At 37.7% G+C, this 15,238-nt stretch carries 11 protein-coding genes; 4 read left to right on the top strand and 7 right to left on the bottom strand.

All coding sequences use genetic code 11. The features are described from left to right. Nucleotides 1-6: 6 nt before the first annotated feature. The 6 genes from ABVM49_RS09900 to ABVM49_RS09875 form a co-directional block, all read right to left on the bottom strand. Nucleotides 7-414, bottom strand: a complete 408-nt coding sequence (locus ABVM49_RS09900) for a curli production assembly/transport component CsgF (protein WP_021778685.1) — start codon at nucleotides 412-414, stop codon at nucleotides 7-9. Between the two features lie 13 nt (nucleotides 415-427). Then, entirely contained in the window at nucleotides 428-1,189 is a 762-nt protein-coding gene (locus ABVM49_RS09895) for a CsgE family curli-type amyloid fiber assembly protein (RefSeq protein ID WP_405201706.1), read from the bottom strand. A gap of 31 nt (nucleotides 1,190-1,220) precedes the next feature. Further along, nucleotides 1,221-1,718, bottom strand: a complete 498-nt coding sequence (locus tag ABVM49_RS09890) for a hypothetical protein (protein ID WP_405201705.1) — start codon at nucleotides 1,716-1,718, stop codon at nucleotides 1,221-1,223. A 116-nt stretch (nucleotides 1,719-1,834) separates the two neighbouring features. Further along, the gene (locus ABVM49_RS09885) at nucleotides 1,835-3,361 is read right to left on the bottom strand and encodes a beta strand repeat-containing protein (protein WP_405201704.1); all 1,527 of its coding nucleotides are present in this window, start codon (nucleotides 3,359-3,361) and stop codon (nucleotides 1,835-1,837) included. Nucleotides 3,362-4,041: 680 nt separating this feature from the next. Further along, nucleotides 4,042-5,937 (bottom strand): beta strand repeat-containing protein, encoded by a 1,896-nt coding sequence (locus ABVM49_RS09880; RefSeq protein ID WP_405201703.1) that lies wholly within the window; start codon nucleotides 5,935-5,937, stop codon nucleotides 4,042-4,044. Nucleotides 5,938-6,275: 338 nt separating this feature from the next. Further along, nucleotides 6,276-8,459 (bottom strand): glutamine synthetase III, encoded by a 2,184-nt coding sequence (locus ABVM49_RS09875; protein ID WP_405201702.1) that lies wholly within the window; start codon nucleotides 8,457-8,459, stop codon nucleotides 6,276-6,278. A 312-nt stretch (nucleotides 8,460-8,771) separates the two neighbouring features. Here ABVM49_RS09875 and ABVM49_RS09870 point away from each other — a divergent pair, with 312 nt between their 5' ends. Beyond that, nucleotides 8,772-9,782: a glutamine synthetase beta-grasp domain-containing protein gene (locus ABVM49_RS09870; RefSeq protein WP_375253292.1), complete on the top strand. Its 1,011-nt coding sequence runs from the start codon at nucleotides 8,772-8,774 to the stop codon at nucleotides 9,780-9,782. A 223-nt stretch (nucleotides 9,783-10,005) separates the two neighbouring features. On the opposite strand, the gene ABVM49_RS09865 is transcribed toward ABVM49_RS09870, so the two are convergent. Beyond that, nucleotides 10,006-10,956, bottom strand: coding sequence for a calcium/sodium antiporter (locus ABVM49_RS09865; RefSeq protein ID WP_405201701.1), 951 nt, complete (start codon nucleotides 10,954-10,956; stop codon nucleotides 10,006-10,008). A gap of 215 nt (nucleotides 10,957-11,171) precedes the next feature. Between ABVM49_RS09865 and ABVM49_RS09860 the strand changes: the two genes are divergently transcribed. The 3 genes from ABVM49_RS09860 to ABVM49_RS09850 are packed head-to-tail and all read left to right on the top strand — an operon-like array spanning nucleotide 11,172 to nucleotide 15,149. Next, nucleotides 11,172-13,382, top strand: coding sequence for a bifunctional (p)ppGpp synthetase/guanosine-3',5'-bis(diphosphate) 3'-pyrophosphohydrolase (locus ABVM49_RS09860; RefSeq protein WP_021778677.1), 2,211 nt, complete (start codon nucleotides 11,172-11,174; stop codon nucleotides 13,380-13,382). Between the two features lie 29 nt (nucleotides 13,383-13,411). Further along, entirely contained in the window at nucleotides 13,412-13,867 is a 456-nt protein-coding gene (locus ABVM49_RS09855; protein WP_021778676.1) for a Fur family transcriptional regulator, read from the top strand. A 7-nt stretch (nucleotides 13,868-13,874) separates the two neighbouring features. Further along, nucleotides 13,875-15,149: an adenylosuccinate synthase gene (locus tag ABVM49_RS09850; RefSeq protein ID WP_021778675.1), complete on the top strand. Its 1,275-nt coding sequence runs from the start codon at nucleotides 13,875-13,877 to the stop codon at nucleotides 15,147-15,149. The last annotated feature ends 89 nt before the right edge of the window (nucleotides 15,150-15,238 follow it).

Here is a 15,238-nt window from a genome sequence, read left to right as displayed (position 1 = left end):
TTGCTTTTAGTTAGGAACAATAACCTGTGTGGTCTCCCCTGTATTTATATCTAATATGTTTATAACAAGTCCTTCTGCAGTTTGAAAAGCCTCTACTTCTAGACTACCAAATGTAAACGTACCTTCTTGTAGCTCTCCATCTTCTCCAAATAGTGACCTTGTGATACTATTACTTATATTGTTAAGTAGTGTTCTATTAATATCTTCTGTAAATCGCTCAAGGTCGGTTTGTTGTGCAAATGGATCTACCGCATTAGGATCTGTAAATGAGTTTTGAGCATCTGCAGATGATTGTAGCCAAGCATAGTTAAATGAGCTTCCTCCAAAGTTCGGGTTTTTAGGAGTATATACAAGCTGCTGTGAGAAGCAACCACCTGTTACAAACAGTCCTGCGATAAGTATAAAACTTTTCATAAGTAGTCTGGAATTAATATGATGTTAAGAGTTGTTTTGTTCTTGCTAGTTGATTAAAATGTCCTTGAACCTGTCGTATGCACTCCTCTGAGGCTTTCCTCAAAAACTCATCTCTAGGCTGTGCATTAAACTTTACAATTGTAGTCGTTCCTTCTATTACTTTGATAACGGTACTCCTACCTAGTCCAAAATCTTCTTTTATAATAATATCCTTAGACCATTTTATATTATCGATACTACACTTTTGAAAAAAGTATCTATAAAAATCACGACCTGCTTTTGTTTTAGTATCTTCTATAATTAAACCCGTGAGACCTATAGATTGCCCTTGTTGTAATGCCTGGCTTAATATAGTACGCTCTCCTACTTTGGGTATCTCATCCATAATTTCGGCAACGATGACGCGATCCTTACCTATTAAATTTTCTCCATCGTAAACGAGAAGTAGGATAAGTGCGTTCTTACTTTTTTCAATAAGCATTGCATAGTCATTGAGTATGACTTTTTGTGAAGGCTCAATTACAAACCTTCCTTCTGCCTCTTCTTTTTTGGGGTTATTTGTACCATCTCTTTGTATAATTGAGAATTTGTACCGTATGCTTCTGTTTAAACCTGTTAGGTTAGAAGCATTTGCTGTTATTAAATAAAGTCCATTAGACTCAACTATTTCAATTTTTGCAGCAATTTCTGTATTGTAGAATTTTTGCGCCTTCACCGTATCTGTTAAGAATATGAGCGCAATAAGTAATATGTATGTACTATAGCGTAACATCATTAAAGTATGCTATTATGAGCTAAGTAATAAACTAGTTAAACTGACGAACTATCACTGCTTGACCTGAACCATTACCTGTCTGAGTTACTTTTATAGGTCCAGAGGTGCGGCTGGTGCCATATCTTTCTAATTCTAAATTATTTCCTTTTTGAATCACTTGCATACCAGATCCAGATGCATTGCTTGTAGAAACATCTATTACTGAATTTCCATTTCCTAATTGATACACGCTCTCTGAAATATTATTACCTCTTAAGGCAATTGCAACATCATTACTATTACCATTTTGAGAAACTGTAACAGAAGAACTAGATGAAGCAATATTTACATATGATGAGTTAGCTTGACCTACTTGTTGAATCAATACGCTATTATTAGGAAAATTATTATTTACTCTAGGTAATTGCTCTGTAGCTACAAGGTTAACAATATTAGAACGAGTTATAGTTTCTGGTGCAGCCTCATTAGTCTGAGCAGCTAGTGACACAGTAAAAAGAAATGCGAAAATTAATAAACTATAGATTTTCATAATTTTTTATATAAAGAAAAGGGTGTGTGAGATTTATTGATCACTACACCCTTTTCAGGTTATTTTTAATCACTCTTAAATGTAGTGATTATTTGTGTCTTAAGAAATATTATTTCTTAGAATCCAGCTTGAAGTGTAATAGATCCGTTTCCAGCTCCTAATTGCTTAGTATCTGCGTTGTGACCAGTTCCTAACTGTCCAGTTACTTGACCGTTTAAGAAACCATCTTGATCAACATTTGAAGTGTTTCCAGCTCCTAATTGTCCAACTGCAGATCCATTAAGAATACCGTTCTGATCTACTGTAGATGTATTAAACCCACCAGCTTGACCTACTAATGATCCGTTAAGCGCTCCTGTTTGAGTAACTGAAGAACCATTTCCAAGACCTAACTGCCCTACTATAGAACCATTTCCAAAACCTGTTTGAGCAACAGTAGATCCGTTTCCAAGACCAGCTTGTGCTACTAGAGAACCGTTTGCAACACCTGCTTGTGCTACTAGTGATCCATTAAGGCCTCCTACTTGACTCACTGTTGAATTGTTAAGAGCTCCTGCTTGTAATACTGCAGATCCGTTACCACCTCCATTTTGTGATACTGTAGAACTGTTTGCAGCTCCTAATTGTGCTACAAAAGATCCATTAGAAGTTCCTACTTGATCAACATCAGAATTATTTGCAACTCCTAATTGTAATACTAAAGAACCGTTTGTTGTTCCATCCTGCTTTACGTCAGAAATGTTTCCTATACCAGCCTGCGCTACAAAAGAACCGTTACCTGTTCCATCCTGCTCTACGTCAGAATCATTTGCAGAACCTAATTGAGCTGTAATAGCACCGTTACCTGTACCATCTTGATCAATACTACTGTCATTAAAAGTTCCTGTTTGCGTAGTAGATGCAAAGTTAGAATCACCTTTCTGTGCGTGATCTGTCATATTATCATCTCCTAACTGTGTATTAATAGAAACGTTTAAGTTTCCATCTTGACTTTCTAAAGAAGTATTACGGTTACCTGTTTGAGTACTAGTTGCAGAGTTCATATCTCCAGTTTGAGTCTGTGTAGCATCATTACGGTTTCCATCTTGAGTAATAAATGCATCATTTGCCTCTCCTCTTTGTGTTTGAGATGCCATATTACGGTTACCATCCTGATCAATATCTGCAAAGTTTCCAGGAGCATTCTCACTCATACTAGATTGATCTTGCATAGCTGTATTACGATTACCATTAGAGTTTATAAACGCCTGGTTATTATCGTAACGTTGTTTTTGTGAAGCAGTGTTTCTGTTTCCAGTTTGGATAGTAGAAGCAATATTATCTTCTGCATAACCTACTCCTTGATCTATAGTAGCACCGTTACGGTTACCTACCTGTAATACACCTGCAGCGTTACGATCACCTTGAGAAGATACGTCTGATGCATTACGATTACCTAGTTGTACTACAAGAGCACTGTTTGAATCTCCACCAGCTGCATTGTTTCTACCATCTTGGTCAACTACAGAAGTGTTGTTTCCTCCTACTTGAAGAACTCCAGATGTGTTAAGTGTTCCTCTTTGATCTACATCACTGTCATTGTTTTGTGCAAAACCTACAGTGCAAAATGCGAGTGCCGCAGCACTTAATAATAATTTTTTCATAATAAAAAGGTTTAATTAAAAAATATATAAATGGTTAATAAATACAGTTTAATAATGGCCATACGCGTCAACAGCATCATCTATAATGTGCGCTATACCAATACTTTTATTACGGGGGAGTTATATTACGTGGGGGAAGATCGTTTTGTAATACAGTGCTAAATTATGCAAATTGTTGTCTTAGTCAACATCGAAACCTAAGTTTTCGACAAAGGGAAGCCTACTGTATAACTTAAATCTTTAAACCACCAGTAAAAACAGGGTCTCACAAAGAAGGGGCAAATACCCTTTAATAAACACGGTCTAATGAGATTAAGATAATTCTTACAGATACAACTGTTTTTTATTATTCAAAATCAATTAGTTACAAGTTAAAAATTCACTTCACACAAGTGACATATTGTAAGTTATTACCTTACTTATAGCACTTATTTTATTAATCATTACATATACTCTAAGTCTATGGACCTACTCCAAAGTACCTTGCAATGAATTACGCTTTCGCGAAAGCCTAAATAAACAATATAAATTCTTAACTAGGCTTTCCAACTTAAATGAAAAAAGCACCGCGAGGCGGTGCTTTATCCATTCATATAATTATTATGAAATAATTATGTAGTTGGGTACGGAGATTCTAAGGGTATACTGCGCATACCCACGCAGTATGCGATTATCATTTATTAGAACCCAGCTTGTAGTGTTATAGAAGTGTTACCTGTTCCCACCTGAGTAGTAGTAGCTGTGTTACCAACTCCTAACTGGCCAGTTGCCTGAATATTAAGCACCCCTGTCTGGCTAACTGTTGAAGTATTACCCATACCAAGTTGACCAACTAATGAAGCGTTTGCACTCCCGTTTTGTGTTACTGTAGATGTATTGTTCATACCATCTTGCAATGTGATAGACGCATTACCAAGACCTAAAAACACTCCTGTAGATGTCTGACTAACTGTAGATGAGTTTCCTGTACCTACTTGACCTGCATAAGAGAAGTTTACATCACCAGACTGATCTATATCTGCCACGTTTGATGTACCGTCTTGCGCTACTTGAGAAAAATTTAAGTTACCTACTTGATCTACATTTGTAAGGTTTGCATCTCCATCTTGATCTACATCAGAAACGTTATCGTCACCAGTTTGTACAATGTACGCTTGGTTACCATCTCCCATTCTTTGTAAGACATCAGAATCATTATTATCTCCTGTTTGACTAACTGTAGCAGTCTGATCATCTCTAAACTGACGTACCACTGAGTTGTTACTTTCTCCATTTTGAGCAACTATAGCGCTGTTATCATCGCCAAAACCTGCACCTTGTATAATTCTTGAGTTGTTATCATTACCTATCTGACTAGCATCTGCATAATTATTGTTTCCTCTCTGGCGTGTATATGCTGTATTATCATCTCCTAAAAAGTTATCTGCAGCATAACCTACTTGTCTATTTGAAGCAAAGTTTCCATTTCCTACTTGCTCAATCTCGGCATCATTGCTACCTATCTGGTAAGCTCTAGCAGTGTTACCATCACCTGTACTTTGTGATAATGACACGTTATCACTACCATATTGCTGTGTAGCTGCAAAGTTGCCATTTCCTGTCTGGCGAGTTATCGCATCTGCTCCATCACTCTTAAAGAAAGATGAAGAAGGATCTCCTTGTAATGTAACTGCAAAGTTACTATTTCCATTTTGGTCTGTTACAGAACGGTTAAGATCTCCATCTTGTTCAACTATAGATGTATTCATATCTCCTCTTTGACGTGTCCAAGAATAATTGTTGTCTAGTAATTGTAAAGTAGAAGAGTTGTTTCCATCCCCTTTTTGAATAGCTACTGCTTTGTTGCTAAAACCGTTTTGATCTACACTTGCAATGTTCATATTACCATCTTGATCTACACGAGATTCATTCTCGTCTCCCATCTGGTCAACATCACTATCATTTCCATCACCTACTTGTAGCACATCACTGTCATTACGATCACCTGTCTGGTTTTCTGTACTTGTGTTATCATCTCCAAATTGCACAAGAGTTGCTAAGTTTTCTTCACCTCTTTGTACTTGTGTACCCGTATTATCATCACCGTCTTGATCTATAGTAGCTGTACTACCCATAGCGCCGTTTGTTAATGTAGACTGGTCTTGTGTTGCCGTGTTATCATCTCCTACTTGAAGAATTCCTGCAGTATTGTTATCATAACGTTGCTTTTGTGAAGCTGTATTATCATTTCCTATTTGAAGTGTTCCAGCAACGTTATCTTCAGAATAACCTACACCTTGATCAATATTTGCACTGTTACCTAACCCAAACTGAGCAACCCCAGCTAGGTTACGATCTCCTAGTTGAGATATAGTAGATGTACTAGCTCCTACTTGCAGTACTCCTGCCACGTTACTGTCTCCTCCTGCCGTAGCCCCAGAGTTTAATCCATCTTGTGTAATTGTAGATGTGTTACTTCCTAATTGTAAGGTAAGTTGTCCGTTTGTTGTTCCCGTCTGGCTTACTGTACTAGTATTCTGTCCAAAAGTAACAGAACAAATAGCAAGTGCAGCAGCGCTCATTAGAATTCTTTTCATAATAAAAAAGTTATTGATTAATATATAAATGGTTAATAAAAACACGTCAATATAGGCCAACAACAAAAACGTCATCATCATCAAAATGTGAAAGCCAAAACTTACATACTACGGGGGAAGAATACTCAAAGAGGGAAAATATAGATAAAAGTATATGTGCAAGTTAAGAGTGATTTTATAATATATGATTATAAAATGCAATGTTTTCGACTAAGTGTAAATTATTCATTTACAAGCACACCAAAAACTCAGTAGATATGCTAAGTCTCAAAAACACAAAGCTTATCACCGAGAAATAATTTCAAAAAATAATTGAAAAATCTTACAGAAAACTATACTTAATTTACAAAAAGAAGCTCTCTATATTTTGGTAAAGGCCACAAATCGTCTTCTACAAGTAATTCTAGCTTATCACATTGTTTCCTTATAAGTTCAAAATAAGGCTTTACTTTATCGGCATAGTCAGCTGCTTTTTTCTCTAACTCAAGACCATTAGATTTTTTACGTACATCAATCATTTCTGTAATAAGTGTATTAACACTAGCAATGTGATCTGATAGGGCTTTTATGATGGATGTTTGCGCTTTCGCGAAAGCGGAAAACTCTTCTCCATAAATACTTTTAAGTCCTTGTACATTATCTATAAGTACATTTTGATAACGCAAGGCTGTAGGGATAATATGATTACGCGCTACATCTCCAAGAACACGGCTCTCTATCTGTATGCGTTTTACATACTCCTCGAGCTCTATCTCATAACGCGCTTGTATTTCAACCGTATTCATAATTTGTAGCGAGTCAAAAAGCGCTACACTAGCTTTACTTACTCTAGCCTTTAGAGCCTCTACTGTTGTTCTGTTATTACTAAGCTTACGTTTTTTTGCTTCCTTTTCCCAAGAGTCACCGTACCCGTCACCTTCAAATCGTATCTTCTTGCTGTCCTTAATATACTCGCGCAGTACATTAAAGATGGCATCATCCTTTTTCATATCCTTCGTATCTACCAGAGTGTCTACTTCTTTCTTAAAAGCTATAAGCTGTTGTGCTACTATAGCATTAAGAACTGTCATAGGGTTTGCACAGTTTGCAGTAGCTCCTACTGCTCTAAACTCAAACTTATTACCTGTAAAAGCAAAAGGTGAGGTACGGTTGCGATCTGTATTGTCAAGTAAAATCTCGGGTATTTTACCTATAACATTCAGTTTAAGGTCTGTTTTCTCTTGTGGAGAGAGTTTTCCATCTGTTACCTTCTCTAGTTCGTCTAGTACTCTAGTAAGTTGTGACCCTATAAAGACAGAGATGATTGCCGGTGGCGCCTCGTTTGCTCCCAGTCTATAATCATTTCCGGCACTGGCAATAGATGCTCGTAGTAGTGCCTCGTGTTCATAAACAGCTTTTATAGTATTTACAAAAAAGGTTAAAAACTGTAAATTCTTCATAGGTGTGCTACCTGGGCTTAAAAGGTTGACACCCGTGTCTGTAGCTAGCGACCAGTTATTATGTTTACCACTACCGTTTATACCATCAAAAGGTTTCTCGTGAAAGAGCACCTTAAAATGGTGACGCTGGGCGACCTTTTGCATAATATCCATAAGTAGGGCATTATGATCTACCGCAAGATTTGCCTCTTCATATACCGGAGCCATCTCAAACTGATTAGGCGCTACCTCATTATGTCTTGTTTTTACAGGGATACCTAGCAGGAGACATTCTTGCTCTAGCTCTTTTAAGTATGCTAGCACACGAATAGGAATGGAACCAAAGTAATGATCATCCAGCTGCTGGCCTTTTGCCGCGGCGTGACCTAGAAGCGTTCTCCCTGTAAGTGTTAAGTCTGGTCTCGCAGCGGCAAGTGATGCATCTACAAGAAAAAACTCTTGCTCCCAGCCTAATGTGGCAGTTACCTTATTTACGTTTTTATTAAAATAGCGAGCAACATCTGTCGCGGCCTCATCTATTACATTAAGTGCTTTGAGTAGCGGAGTCTTAAAGTCAAGAGCCTCTCCAGTATAAGCTACAAAAACTGTAGGTATACAAAGTGTGTTATCATATATAAATGCAGGCGACGTAGGGTCCCAGGCGGTATAACCACGTGCTTCAAAAGTATTGCGTATTCCTCCGTGAGGAAAACTTGAGGCATCTGGTTCTTGCTGTGCAAGCTGTGCCCCGTCAAATTTATCTATGACGTGCCCCTCTGGTGTAACTTCAAAAAAAGCATCGTGCTTCTCTGCAGTAGCACCAGTAAGCGGTTGAAACCAATGTGTGTAATGAGTTGCTCCTTTTTCTAGCGCCCAAGATTTCATACCCGTCGCTATAGCATCTGCAGTGATGCGATCTATATTATCTCCTTTACGTATAGCCGTTTGCACACTATCAAATGTAGATTTTGATAAATACTGTCGCATAGCTTGCTCTCCAAAGACACTTGACTTATATAAAGACGATGGTCGTCCTAGTGATTCAAAAGTAACTGAAGGTCGATGTTGTACATCGTGTAGTGCTTGAAAACGTAATTTTGACATAACTTTTTATGACTATATGATAGTGGTTCTCATTAATATAGGTCACTATCGTGTTTATTTAAATTGTTTATACTATTAAGATTTACTCTTCTGCATTAAATAAAGAGTTTACAGATTCAACCATTTGAGACCTTAAAAGCATTGCAAATATAAGGGATTTACAAAAATATGTCTCTTTTTTTACATACCCCCTAAAATTTAAGGGGTTGTTAATAAGATGGTGTAATTTTTAATAAATCAACCCTATAAATAGCACTGCATTTCAAAATTATTTTATCTTTGCCCTCGTTAACTCAAAACATTAATGCTATTATGAGCAAGTCAAAATTAGAATACATTTGGTTAGACGGGTATGCACCGACACAAAATATGAGAAGTAAAACTAAGGTTGTAAATGACTTTAGTGGTAAACTAGAAGATTGTCCAGTATGGTCTTTTGATGGTTCTTCTACAAAACAAGCTTCTGGAGGAGATTCAGACTGTCTTTTAAAGCCAGTTGCAATTTACCCAGATCCACTACGTATAAATGGATTTTTAGTAATGACTGAGGTTTTAAGTGCAGATGGTACTCCGCACGAGTCAAACCATAGAGCAAAAATAGATGATAACGATAATGACTTCTGGTTCGGTTTTGAGCAAGAGTACTTCATTATGGACACGGCTACACAACTACCATTAGGATTTCCTATAGGTGGATACCCTGGACCACAAGGTATGTACTACTGTTCTGTAGGTGGTAAAAACACTCACGGTCGTGACTTTGTAGAAGAGCACGCAGATCTTTGTATCGAGGCTGGTCTTAACTTTGAAGGAATTAACCAAGAGGTTGCTTCTGGACAGTGGGAATTCCAACTTTTTGCAAAAGGAGCAAAAAAAGCAGGAGATGAGATCTGGATTGCTCGTTACCTACTAGACCGTCTTACTGAGCAGTACGGATGGTACATAGATTACCACCCAAAACCAATAAAAGGAGACTGGAATGGTTCTGGAATGCACGCAAACTTCTCAAATACAACATTGAGAACGTGTGGATCTGAAGAGACTTACAATACAATATGTGAGGCTTTCCGTCCATTTACAAAAGAACATATAGAAGCATACGGAGCTCACAATGAGCAGCGCCTTACAGGAGATCACGAGACTGCATCTATAAATGACTTCTCTTACGGAGTATCAGATAGAGGAGCATCTATACGTATCCCTATTATCACTGTAGAGCAAGGATGGAAAGGATGGCTAGAAGACCGTCGTCCAGCTTCAAACGCAGACCCATACAGAGTAGCAGGTCGTATTATCGAGACTGTAAAAACAGCAAAGGTTTAATTCTGATTTAATTATATTGTGAAAAATGCTCAACTTAGGTTGGGCATTTTTTTTTGCGCTTTCGCGAAAGCGTAAACACGTCTTATATAATAAAACAAGGAGTTTTATCTATATCTATAGACAGTATACAATAACTTAAAATTGCCTATAGAAGACAATGTACATTCATTATAATCAAATAATTGAGAAGCCTGATATTTACTTTAGAAACGAAGCCAAGAAACTAAGCCGCAAATGCAAGCGCAATAAATAAGATATAGGCACCTACAAGAAATAAGCCCTTAAAACGACCTATTTGTAATGTTTTTGGTATAAATGCTAGTGGTAAGAGTACAATAGCAAAGCCTAGCATCCAGTAAATATTAGTCCCTAAAATAGCATCATCAACAACATTTATATCCTTTATAAGCGATGTAATGCCTAGTACAGAGGCAATATTAAAAATATTAGAACCTATAAGGTTACCTAGTGAGATTGCTTTTTCCTTTTTGAGCGCAGCGATTACAGAAGCCGCAAGTTCTGGCACACTCGTGCCTATGGCAATCACGGTAACAGAGATTGCATACTCACTTATACCTACTGCTGTAGCAAGATCTTTTGCTCCAGAGACTAGCCATTCTGACCCAAAATATAGCGCAAGTGCACCTATAAATAGCCATATAAAAATTTTGAAATAAGACGCCTGCCCTAGTCCTTCATCTACACCATCTGCATCTTCTTCTTCTCTACTTTTGCGAGCGCGACGTATTAAGAAAAACAAGTACACACCCAGCGCCGCAAGTAAACCACCACCCTCTACTGCTGTGAGCTTACCATCATTAGAAAGTAAGAAGTAAAGTGCAAGTGAGAATAGCACCATCACCGGCCAGTTAAACCTGTAAAAATCTCGGTCTATCGCCAGTGCAGATATTACCGCGGTTATACCTAGCACAAGCCCTATGTTTGCAATATTAGACCCTATTACATTACCAAGTGCAATGTCTGAGCTCCCATCTAGCGCTGCCTGCACGCTTACCAGTAGTTCTGGAGCAGAGGTTGCAAAAGATACAACTGTAAGCCCTATCACCATTTTAGAAAGGTTGAGTTTAAAAGATAACCCTACAGATGCTCGTACCAAAAACTCCCCTCCTACTACTAACAGTACTAATCCAACTAGGATAAAAAATATGCTCATATAATGTTTTTTATTACGGCGAAGATAATAATTATACTCGCTCAGTATGCTGTCATTTATAAGTAGGTGATGTGGTATTATTGTTACGCTTTCGCGAAAGCGGAAAAAGATACTTTTTGAAGAATTATCAAATAATCGGCAATTTTTAAAACTACTCAAGATGTCGTAAAAATGTGTTGTTCATAAAAGAGAATTTGGTACTTTTAGTATATCATATGGAGTTAACCGCAGAATTTATAGAAGCAGAGAATAAAGAGCTGACAAGACAGTACAAAAAGCTCTTGCGCATAAGTTATCAAACCTTGACCGATGAGGACAAGAAGATGATAAGAAAAGCGTTTGAGGTGGCGGTAGATGCGCATAAATCGCAACGCCGCAAGTCTGGTGAGGCTTACATCTTTCACCCACTTGCTGTGGCTCAAATAGTTGCAAGTGAGATAGGACTTGATGCTACCTCTATAGCGAGTGCACTACTACACGATGTGGTAGAAGATACAGAGTACACCCTTGCAGATCTTGAACAAATGTTTGGCGAGACGGTTGCCCGTATTGTAGATGGCCTTACAAAAATATCAAGTCTTAAAAAGGATAGGGACGTATCGCTGCAAGCAGAAAACTTTAGAAAAATGCTCCTAACTATTAATGATGACCCGCGTGTGATCATCATTAAAATAGCAGATAGATTGCACAATATGCAAACTATGGATGCTATGCGTGCAGATAAGCAATCTAAAATTGCCAGTGAGACACTTTATATCTACGCTCCACTTGCTCACAGAATGGGCTTGTATAATATTAAAACAGAGCTAGAAGACCTTAGTCTTAAATATACAGAACCAGATGTATATAAAGATATTGCGAGTAAAATCACAGAAAGCAAAGCGCAGCAAGATCAATATATCAAAGACTTTAAAAAAGTTATAGAAGACTCTCTAGATGAAGAAGGTCTTAATTATGAGATAAAAGGTAGACCAAAATCTATATACAGCATACGACGTAAAATTCTTGCTCAAGGAGTTACCTTTGAGGAGGTTTATGACAAGTTTGCTATACGTATTATCTATAAAAGCGATAAGGCTAATGAAAAGTTCCTTGCTTGGAAAATTTACTCTATTGTTACAGACCACTTTAGACCTAACCCTACGCGGCTACGCGACTGGATTTCTTCACCAAAATCTACGGGATATGAGGCCTTACACATTACTGTAATGGGGCTTAAAGGTAGATGGGTAGAAGTACAAATACGCTCTGACCGTATGAATGAAATTGCCGAAAAAGGATATGCGGCACACTATAAATATAAGGAAGGTAAAGAAGGAGAATCAAGCCTAGATGAGTGGATAAACAGACTTCAAGAAGCACTAGAAAATCCGGACCAAAATGCGGTAGACTTTGTAGAAAACTTTAAACTCAACCTTTACAATAAAGAGATTTTTGTATTTACCCCACAAGGAGATCTTAAATCTTTACCTAAAGGCGCTACACCCCTTGATTTTGCTTTTAGTGTTCATACTGAGGTAGGCTTACATACACGTGGCTCAAGAGTAAATGGGAAGCTAGTGCCACTTAGTCATACACTTAAAAGTGGTGATCAAGTTGAGATTATTACTTCTGAGTCTGCGCAGCCTACAAACAACTGGTTAGACTATGCAACTACGGCTAGAGCGAGAGCAAAGATAAAATCTTCACTCAAAGACGAGAAAAAAGAACTAGCAGATGATGGAAAGGCGATACTCTCCAGAAAACTAAAATCGCAAAAAATCCCGCTTAACGAAAAAACTATAAATGAGCTCGTTTCTTACTTTAAACTCAATACGAGCTTAGACCTCTTTTACCGTGTAGGTAATGGAACGATTGATAATAAAATGATTAAAGAGTTTGCAGCACAACGCAGCAATGCCTTAATGAGTTTTATTAAAAGTAAGATCAGAAAACCTAACACTCCGCCAGATATTCACAAAGATGAGATTACAAATAATTTTGACTCTCTTGTTTTTGGACCGGAAGATCAAAAACTAGATTACACCTTTGCAAAGTGCTGTAGCCCTATACCGGGTGATCCGGTTTTTGGGTTTACTACTATAAAAGATGGTATAAAGGTTCATAAGAATAACTGCCCCAATGCAATTGCTATGCGTAGCAACTACGCCTATAGAATTATAAAAGCAAAGTGGGTAGACTCATCAGACACGGGTTATCAAACAGATATCGTACTTACAGGGATAGATAATCTTGGTCTAGTAAATACAGTTACAGCAGAGATATCAAACCATCTTAATGTAGATATAAAAGGCCTGAGCTTTACCACACAAGGAGGTATTTTTAAGGGTAAAATAACCGTTGTTGTAAGAAACAATGCATTGTTGAAAACCTTAATAGAAAATCTCAAAAAAATAGATGGTATCGATCAAGTGACTAGAGTTTAAATCCGTAAATTCGTCCTTTATTATAAACGATGCCACTAAAAGCTACTATCAATAAGGATCAAGACGTTGTAAAAGGCGTTTTTACAGCCTATCTAGAAGAAAAAGGCCACCGCAAGACGCCAGAGCGTTTTGCCATACTACACGAAATATACAGCAATGAAGAGCACTTTGATATAGAAGCGCTTTACATTAGTATGAAAAATAAGAACTATCGTGTGAGCCGTGCAACACTATATAACACTATAGAACTTTTATTAGAATGTGGACTCGTGCGCAAGCACCAGTTTGGTAACAACCAAGCGCAGTATGAGAAATCATATTTTGACAAGCAGCACGATCACGTAATTCTAACAGATACTGGAGAGGTTATAGAATTTTGTGACCCTCGCATACAGTCTATAAAAAAAACCATAGAAGAGGTTTTTGATATTACTATAGACAAGCACTCCCTATACTTTTACGGAAAGAAAAACACGACTAACTAATATAACAATGGCAGTAGATTTACTACTAGGCCTCCAATGGGGCGACGAAGGAAAAGGAAAAATTGTAGATGTCCTTACAAAAGACTACGATATCATTGCACGTTTTCAAGGAGGACCTAACGCTGGTCACACCCTTGAGTTTGATGGTATAAAACACGTACTACATACAATTCCTTCTGGAATATTTCACGACAATGCTATGAATGTCATAGGTAATGGTGTGGTGATAGATCCAGTGATTTTTAAGAAAGAGCTACAAAACTTAGACAAGTTTGAAGGTCTTGATTATAAAGCAAAAATGGTAATCTCGCGTAAAGCTCACCTTATACTTCCTACCCACCGCTTACTTGATGCTGCTTCTGAAGCCTCAAAGGGAAAAGCAAAAATAGGATCTACTCTTAAAGGAATAGGACCTACTTATATGGATAAGACAGGTCGTAACGGTATACGTGTAGGTGATCTAGAACTTGCAGACTGGAAAGATCGTTATGCAACTCTTAGAGATAAGCATATCTCTATGATAGACTTTTATGATGCAAAAATTGAGTATGACCTAGAAGAACTAGAATCAGAATTTTTTGCAGCAATAAAGACGCTTAAGACCTTACAATTTATAGACTCAGAAGAGTACCTATACCAAGCTCAAAAAGGCGGTAAATCTATACTTGCAGAGGGAGCACAAGGATCACTTCTAGATATTGATTTTGGTACATATCCTTTTGTAACTTCTTCAAACACGACTGCGGCTGGTGCTTGTACCGGTCTTGGAGTTCCTCCTAATCAAATAGGGGAAGTATTCGGGATATTTAAAGCATACACTACTCGTGTAGGCTCTGGACCGTTTCCTACAGAACTTTTTGATGAGGATGGTGAGACTATGGGGCGTGTAGGTAACGAGTTTGGAGCAACTACAGGTAGAGCGCGTCGTTGTGGATGGCTCGATCTAGTAGCACTTAAATATGCTGTGCGCGTTAATGGTGTAACACAACTTATGATGATGAAAGGTGATGTGCTTTCTGGTTTTAAAACCTTAAAAGTATGTACGGCTTATAAATATAAAGGAGAGACTATTGAGCACCTTCCATATAACATAGAGCCAGAAAACGTAGAGGTTGTTTATAAAGAAATGCCAGGATGGTCTGAAGACCTTACAGGTATGACTAAGGCAGACCAACTACCTAAAGAGCTTAATGACTATATAGACTATCTAGAAAAAGAGCTAGAGACTCCTATCAAGATAGTATCTGTAGGACCAGATAGAACACAAACTATCCTTAGATAGTAAGTATTTACAATACGTAAAGAGCCTTCAGACACAAGTCTGAAGGCTCTTTTTATATATAAACACATTGCTACATACGCTTTGACTTA

Source organism: Dokdonia sp. LLG6352-1, from assembly GCF_045055815.1.
Lineage (GTDB): Bacteria > Bacteroidota > Bacteroidia > Flavobacteriales > Flavobacteriaceae > Dokdonia > Dokdonia donghaensis.
This window is presented reverse-complemented; position numbering and strand designations above follow the sequence as displayed.